The sequence below is a fragment of the Pseudoalteromonas sp. JC28 genome, assembly GCF_013319255.1.
Classification (GTDB): Bacteria; Pseudomonadota; Gammaproteobacteria; order Enterobacterales; family Alteromonadaceae; genus Pseudoalteromonas.
In genome coordinates this window covers 1-7,911 of the sequence record NZ_QOKX01000022.1, presented here as the reverse complement: position 1 = coordinate 7,911, position 7,911 = coordinate 1, and the positions used below count along the sequence as shown (strand labels likewise).

Genomic DNA, 7,911 nt, shown 5'->3' with positions numbered 1-7,911 from the left:
GTTGGCGGATACGAGGTTGTATAGAACAGGAGACAGGGTACGGCGCTTGGAGTCGGGAGCGTTGGTATTTTTGGGAAGGAAGGATGAGCAAGTCAAGCTGCGGGGATATCGTATAGAGCTTGGAGAGATAAGGAGTGTTTTGGCACAGCAAGCAGTGGTGAAACAGGCGGCGGTGTTGGTGCAAGGAGAGGGTGCGGATGCGACGTTGGTGGGTTATGTTGTTGCAGAGGGAGAGGTAGTAGATGAAGGCATTTTTATAGCGGAGTTAGAGCGTGCGTTATCGGCGCGTTTAGCCAGTTATATGTGTCCGAGTCGTTGGTGTTTGCTAGATGCTTTGCCATTGACGGCGAATGGTAAGTTGGATAGGGGTGCGCTACCGAGCGAGATTGGGGAGATAGGGCAGGAATATGAAGCGGCGGAGAATAGTGTAGAGCGAGCGCTGGTAGAGATATGGGCAGAGGTACTGCGACAACCACTAGAGGAGTTAAGTGTAACGGGTGATTTCTTTAGGTTAGGGGGAAATTCTCTGTTAGCGGTGAAGCTTAGTGCGTTAATTAAGCGGCATTTCGACATTGAAGTAACTTTGGGTGATTTATTCTCACATCCCACTATTCGTCAGTTTGGTATGTGGTTGCAAAGCCACCAGGAAATTCAAGCAAAGCACACATATGAGAAGATTAAGGCACAAGATAATTTAGACAGTGCTCCACTGACTTTTGCACAACAGCGTTTGTGGTTTATCGATGCTTTGCAAGGTGGCACATATGCCTACAATATCACTCGGGCTTTAACGTTAAGTGGTGCAGTTGATATTTCAGCATTGCAACGTGTTTTCGTTGCTTTGATTGAGCGCCATGCAATTTTCAGAACTACATATCAAGCACATGTCAATGAGCAAGCGCTGCAAATCATTCACGCGGCACACACAGTCAATTTTAACATCGAACAGGTAGATTTGACGCATTTAGAGAGTGAAGAACAAGAGACGGAAATCACTCAGAGGCTTGAAGAGCAGCAGAAGTACACATTTAACCTTGCAGATGATGTAATGCTTAAAGTGAGTCTACTGCTATGCCAAGTCGATAAGAGCATTTTAATAATTAATATGCCGCATATCGCCACTGACGGTTGGTCGATGGATATTTTGACCCGCGAATGTTGGGCACTCTATGAAGCTTTTACTCAAGGCCAACAAAACCCACTTACAGCTTTACCCCTACAATATGCGGACTACGCTCTTTGGCAAAGTAAACAGCTAACGCCTGATACTCTAGATACGCATTGGCAGTATTGGCAGCAACAGTTAGCTGCAATGCCACAAGTCCATAGCTTACCGTTAGACTTTAAACGTCCAGCGGATAAGAACTACGTGGGAGAGCAAGTGTCAAGTCGACTCAGCAGTGAAGTAGCGAGTAAGCTTTGTCGCTTGGCAAAGCATTATGCCTTGACGCCGTTTATGCTGTCTCATGCCTTGTGTGCCTTAGTTTTATCGCGTCACAGTGGTAGCCATGACATCGTGATGGGTATGCCGATTGCCAACCGACTACAAGGCGAGTTGAATGGGGTTGTTGGTCTGTTCGTGAATACTTTAGTATTAAGAGTAAATACCAATTACAACGATCTGAGCGATTATTTTAAGCATGTGAAGAAAGTGCACCTTGAAGCCCAGCAGCATCAGGATATGCCGTTTGAAAAGTTAGTTGATAAACTAGCAAGTGAACGTTCTGCTTCACATACTCCGTTATTTCAAATTTTACTAGCAACGCAAAACGACTTTTCATCGAAGCCTGTACCGCAAAATCAAGCTCTCATTGTTGAGCGACGGGAGCAAAAAGTTAAAGTAGCTAAGTTCGATTTAGATATTAATATTTGTATCAATAAAGATGAAGTGACAATCAACTGGACCTATGACACTGCAATATTTTCTCACCAGCATATCACTACTCTAGACCGACATCTGTGTAACTTACTGAGTACGTTAGCCGCTCATCATGAAGATCAAGATATTGCCATTAAGCAATTAAATATACTAGATGCTCAAGAGTTTACTCGATTACTCACTAGGGCGGCAGGTAATACAAATTACCCCGCTGCAAATTGCGGTTTACATGAATTGTTCGAACGACAGGTTGAACGACAGCCAGAAGCGTTAGCTATTACGTCAGCAGGAAGAAGTTTAAGTTATGCGCAATTAAATGCGCGAGCAAATGCAATGGCTTGGTATTTAATCGAACAATATCAGCTTACGCCAGAACAAACAGTCGCTATTTGTTTACCACGTTCTGAACTACTGCTTGTGAGTGTTCTTGCGGTATTAAAAGCAGGAGGTGCTTACCTGACTATTGATCCAAGTTACCCCGATGGCAGGGTGTCTTACATCCTTAATGATTCTGAAGCATCATTATTACTCACCAGTAGTGAACTTGAAAAAAGACTTGTGGAACTCAGAGGTACTTTTAGCTGTGTTATGGCTGACACCTCGCTGACAAACTATAGCCAAGACAATCCACCAAGCCCTATTTTAAATAGTGATGTGGCAAGTGCATATATAGTGTATACGTCTGGCACCAGTGGCAAACCTAAAGGGGTTAAAATAGCACATAAAGGAGCTGTCAACTTTGCGGCATACTTAGGGAGACAATTCCAAGTAGATAACAGTAGTAAAGTGTTGCAACTAGCTTCTACTAGCTTTGATGCCTTTACCCTAGAATGGATGTGGGGGTTGACGAACGGAGGATCGCTATGTATCTGTAGCGAAGCTGATAAATATCATCCTCAGCAAATGGCAGATTACTTGGTTGATCAAGGTATCACTCATGCACTCATAACCCCAGCATACTTACAGCATCTACCTTGTCATCAAAACTACCATTTTCGCGCTTTATTGGTGGGTGGTGAAGCCTGTAGTACCGCACTGGCGCAGCAGTGGTCAAAGCACTATCCAATGTATAACGCTTACGGTCCCTCAGAGGCCACTATTTGTGCCACTGTAGCTAAGCTCCATCCCGATACGTCTGTAACAATAGGCACTGCTATTGATAATGTTACAACTTATATTCTTGATGATCAGCAGCAACTGCTGCCTGAGGGGGCGGTTGGAGAGTTATATATTGGTGGTGTAGGTGTGGCACAAGGTTATATCAAGCGTCCAGAGCTAGATACTGAACGTTTTGTGAGTAACCCATTTGTAACGAATGAGCATGAGAAATTATACCGTACAGGCGATCTTGTACGACAATCTGATACTGGCCAATTAGTTTACTTAGGCCGGATCGATGAACAGGTAAAAATTCGTGGCTATCGTATTGAGTTGGCTGAAATAGAGCAATTGTTGAATGAATCTTTCGGTGTTAAGCAAGCCGCAGTATTGTGTTGGGGGGAAGGAAGTCAAAAATACCTGATTGCTTACGTGATGCTATCTGGTGAGATGTCTGAGGATAGCGCTACTCGTATTTTGAGCGAAGCGCTCGCCGAACAATTACCAGAATATATGGTGCCGAGCCAGTTTGTGGTGTTGGAGCAATTTCCACTTACAGTCAATGGTAAGGTTGATAAACGCGCTTTGCCACAACCGGAGTTGACGACAGCACATTACCGAGGACCACAAAATAAAACAGAAGCGCAATTGCAGCAATTATGGTCGAGTTTATTAAAGATACCGCAAGCGTCACTGAGCTGTGAGGCAAACTTCTTTGCCCTAGGTGGCGACTCAATATTATCAATTCAGCTAGTTTCACGGGCAGCGGAGCAAGGCCTGTATTTTAGTGTTAAAGACCTGTTTCGTCATCAACACATCGTGGCATTAGCACGGTGTGTAAAGCAGAGCAAAGGATACACGNCATTACCGAGGACCACAAAATAAAACAGAAGCGCAATTGCAGCAATTATGGTCGAGTTTATTAAAGATACCGCAAGCGTCACTGAGCTGTGAGGCAAACTTCTTTGCCCTAGGTGGCGACTCAATATTATCAATTCAGCTAGTTTCACGGGCAGCGGAGCAAGGCCTGTATTTTAGTGTTAAAGACCTGTTTCGTCATCAACACATCGTGGCATTAGCACGGTGTGTAAAGCAGAGCAAAGGATACACGGTAGCACAAGAGGCGGTGATAGGAGAGATGCCATTGCTGCCTATTCAGCAGGCATTTTTCAAAAACGAAACGGCGTTAGCCCACTTTAACCAGTCGGTTCTATTAAGTACCCCAGAGGATTTTGACACCCAATGCCTGATACCGATGTTGCAAGCTTTGGTCACGAGACATGACGCAYTGAGGCTCAGTTTTGATAAATCACAGGGGCAGTGGCGAGGTTGGTATCAAGCCTTGGAAGCATTGGCGCTATCAAACTGCATAGAGCAGCATGAGTGGGATGGAGAGGCAGAGAGTTTAACGGCTATTGCAGAGCGAGCGCAGCGCAGCTTATCACCGATAGATGGTGAGTTATTACGATTGGTCTATTTGGCGAACAAAGCGGGTACAGGACGCTTGCTGTTGGTGATACATCACTTAGTTGTGGATGNTGAGGCTCAGTTTTGATAAATCACAGGGGCAGTGGCGAGGTTGGTATCAAGCCTTGGAAGCATTGGCGCTATCAAACTGCATAGAGCAGCATGAGTGGGATGGAGAGGCAGAGAGTTTAACGGCTATTGCAGAGCGAGCGCAGCGCAGCTTATCACCGATAGATGGTGAGTTATTACGATTGGTCTATTTGGCGAACAAAGCGGGTACAGGACGCTTGCTGTTGGTGATACATCACTTAGTTGTGGATGGGGTTTCTTGGCGTATTTTGCTGTCAGACATAGCACAGCTCTATCAACAATACCAAGCGGGAGAAGCATTGCAGCTTGGTGATAAGACACATAGTTATCAACAGTGGGGAAGACACTTACAGCGCTATAGCGAGAGTGAAGGGCTTCAGCAGCAACGTTCATATTGGCGGGAACTAGAGGCAGATAATAGTTGGCAACAGCATTATGGTCATGAGCAGGTACAAGCAGGTGTACGGCGACAATTACAAATCCAATTGAGTGAGGATGAGACACAGGCTTTGCTCACGATGGTGCCACAGAGTTATCGAACTCAGGTGAATGAAGTACTCTTGGCGGCTTTGTGGTTAGCTCATCAACGTTGTAGTGGTGCTCAAACGCTATCGGTGACACTAGAAGGGCATGGGCGTGAGGGAGTTGCGGGGGTAATAGATTTAAGTCAAACCGTAGGCTGGTTTACCAGTATGTATCCATTGCAGCTAAGCGTGCAAGCGGCGGAGGATGTAGGTGGTATTTTGATGGCGGTAAAAGAGCAATACCGTCAGGTTCCGGATACGGGAATAGGCTATGGCGTATTAAAGTACCTGTGCGGTGATAGCGAGCTTGCGGATAAGGCGATGCCGGCTTTGCAGTTTAATTACCTAGGGCAGTTTGACCAAACGGTAAAACAGACGGGCGCCTTTAGCATAGCAGAGGAAAATAGAGGGCAACATATAAGTGCAGCTCGGATAGCACAAGAAGAGCTGGTGTTAAATGGGAARGTGGTATTTGGCAGTTTAGGTTTTACGCTGAATTATGACACAGGGTGTTATTGCGAGGGAGCGCTATCGACGTTGATGAAGGCTTATGAGCAAGCCTTAAGAGACGTTATTACGCATTGTAAGGCGGTGGGCGTTGGGCCTTATACACCGAGTGATTTTCCATTGGCGAGGGTRACTACGGAAGAGTTAGAGCGATGGGATATTGGGTCGGATATTGCAGATTTATATCCAGCGACGGGGATGCAACAGGGGYTGTTATTCCATGGTTTGTTGGAAGCAGGGAGTTATGTCACGCAGACTCGGATAAGCTTCAAGGATTTGGATGCAAGCGCATTTAAAGCTGCATGGTTAGCGGTAATAGAGCGGCACAATATTTTTAGAACGGCATTTGTAGGAATAGAGCAAGGGAATGCGCATCAAAGGGTGAGCRCACATGCGGTACTGCCTTGGAAGGAAGAAGATTTAAGGGAGATGTCACAGGCGCAGCAGCAACATTATTTAGACGATTATCAGCGTATGGATAAGCGCAAAGCCTTTGCGATAGATGCAGCACCACTGATGCGCTTTAGCTTATTTAATGTAGGAGATGAACATACGTTGCTCTGGAGTTACCACCATGCGCTACTGGATGGGTGGTGTATTCCGTTGGTATTTAAGGAGATAAAGCAATGTTATGAAGCGCTGTGTGCGGGTATACCGTTAGCAAGTGGAGCGCCAGAATACAGYTATAGAGATTATGCTCAGTGGCTGAGTGAGCAAGACAAGGAGGAGACGGTAGCGTTTTGGCGAGACACGTTAGCRCCGCTGAGTAGCCATACTCAGTTGCCAGCGGAGCAAGGAGAGGTGGGAGYAGGAGAGGGCGAGTATCGCATTGAGTTTAGTGTATCAGAGACGGCGGCGTTACAACGGTTGGCGGCGGAAGCGAGAACGACGTTAAATATAGTCGTACAAACGGCATGGGGTGTGTTGTTRCAGCGCTATGGCAACCAAGGTGCGGTGGTGTTTGGTTCGGTGACGTCAGGGCGGCCGGCAAGTCTTGCGGGTGTCGAGTCGATATTAGGTTTGTTTATCAATACAGTACCGGTGGTTGTAGAGAGCGGTGCAGAAGAGACGGTGCTTGGGCTATTGCAGGCGCAGCACGAACAGCAAGTGGCRCGAGAAGGGCATAGCTACTATCCGTTGTATGAAATACAAAAACAGTCGCCGTTGGGAGAGCCTCTGTTTAATAGCGTATTTGTATTTGAGAACTATCCGGTTGATGCGCAGTTAAGTGAAGCGGATGAGCAGTCGGGGCTAGAGGTTACGACAGCGGAGACAACGGAAGGGACGAACTACGACTTAACGGTAGTGGCGCATGTATCGGTAGGGTTGAGTATTCGCTTAGAAGGCGGGGCGGGGCGCTATAATTCGGCGAGTTTGGCACGTTTAGGCGGACATTATAAGCGTTTGCTATTGGGGTTGACGAAGGCCTTGAAGGTTGCGGAGGTTGAGCTTTTAAGTGAGCGAGAGCGGTCTTATTTGCTCACGGAGTTGAATAGTACAGCTCAGGATGTTGAGGTGCCGAGCTGTTTATTGCATGAGTTGTTTGAGCGTCAAGCAAAGAGTCAACCGGATGCGGTGGCGGTGGAAACCGCCAATGAAAGTATCAGCTATGGTCAGCTCAACCAACGTGCAAACCAATTGGCACGACAACTACAGCATCAAGCAGTGCAGCTAGGAGATGCGGTAGGGATATTGCTAACGCGCTCGGTGAATATGGTTGTGGCAGTGTTGGCAGTATTAAAAGCTGGAGGACGCTATGTCCCACTGGACCCTAATTATCCCAAACAGCGACTAGAGTATATTGTTGCAGATACGCAGTTGCAGCATGTTATTTGTAACGAGCATACTCAAGGGCTATTGGATATCGCAGGTGTCACTCTATGGCAGCTAGACGCCACTAAACTACAGCAGGACTTAGCACAACAGTGTAGAGACAACTTAGGCCGTCATCCGCAAGCTACGAGCGACCAGCCAAGTTACCTTATTTATACATCAGGCTCGACAGGTAAGCCAAAAGGGGTAGTGATAGCGCACAGGAATGCGTTGGCGATGGTGCAGTGGGCAGGAGAGTTTTATCAGCCGGAAGAGTTAGCGGGGGTGTTGGCAAGCACGTCACTTAACTTCGACTTATCGGTGTTTGAGTTATTCGTTCCACTGAGCTTTGGTGGCAAAGTAATCTTAGTGGAAAACATTCTGACTCTGCTAAACGAAGACATAGCGGGTATTAGTCTAATTAATACAGTGCCGTCGGGAATAGATGCATTGCTGGCGGCGCAGCGGCTTCCTAGCTCGGTTCTGAGTGTCAACTTGGCAGGAGAGCCACTGGCACAGACAGTAGTAGAGAAG

At 46.7% G+C, this 7,911-nt stretch carries 3 protein-coding genes; all 3 read left to right on the top strand.

Features of this window, described 5'->3' with window-relative positions:
- Position 1 precedes the first annotated feature (1 nt).
- Positions 2-3,862: an amino acid adenylation domain-containing protein gene (locus DS891_RS24170; RefSeq protein WP_368032284.1), complete on the top strand. Its 3,861-nt coding sequence runs from the start codon at positions 2-4 to the stop codon at positions 3,860-3,862.
- 13 nt (positions 3,863-3,875) lie between these two features.
- A complete protein-coding gene (locus DS891_RS24165) occupies positions 3,876-4,532 on the top strand; it encodes a condensation domain-containing protein (protein ID WP_174171164.1) in 657 nt (218 codons plus the stop codon).
- Positions 4,513-7,911: condensation domain-containing protein (locus tag DS891_RS24160; RefSeq protein ID WP_174171163.1), on the top strand; the 3,399-nt coding region annotated here is incomplete at its 3' end. The genes DS891_RS24165 and DS891_RS24160, both read left to right, overlap by 20 nt.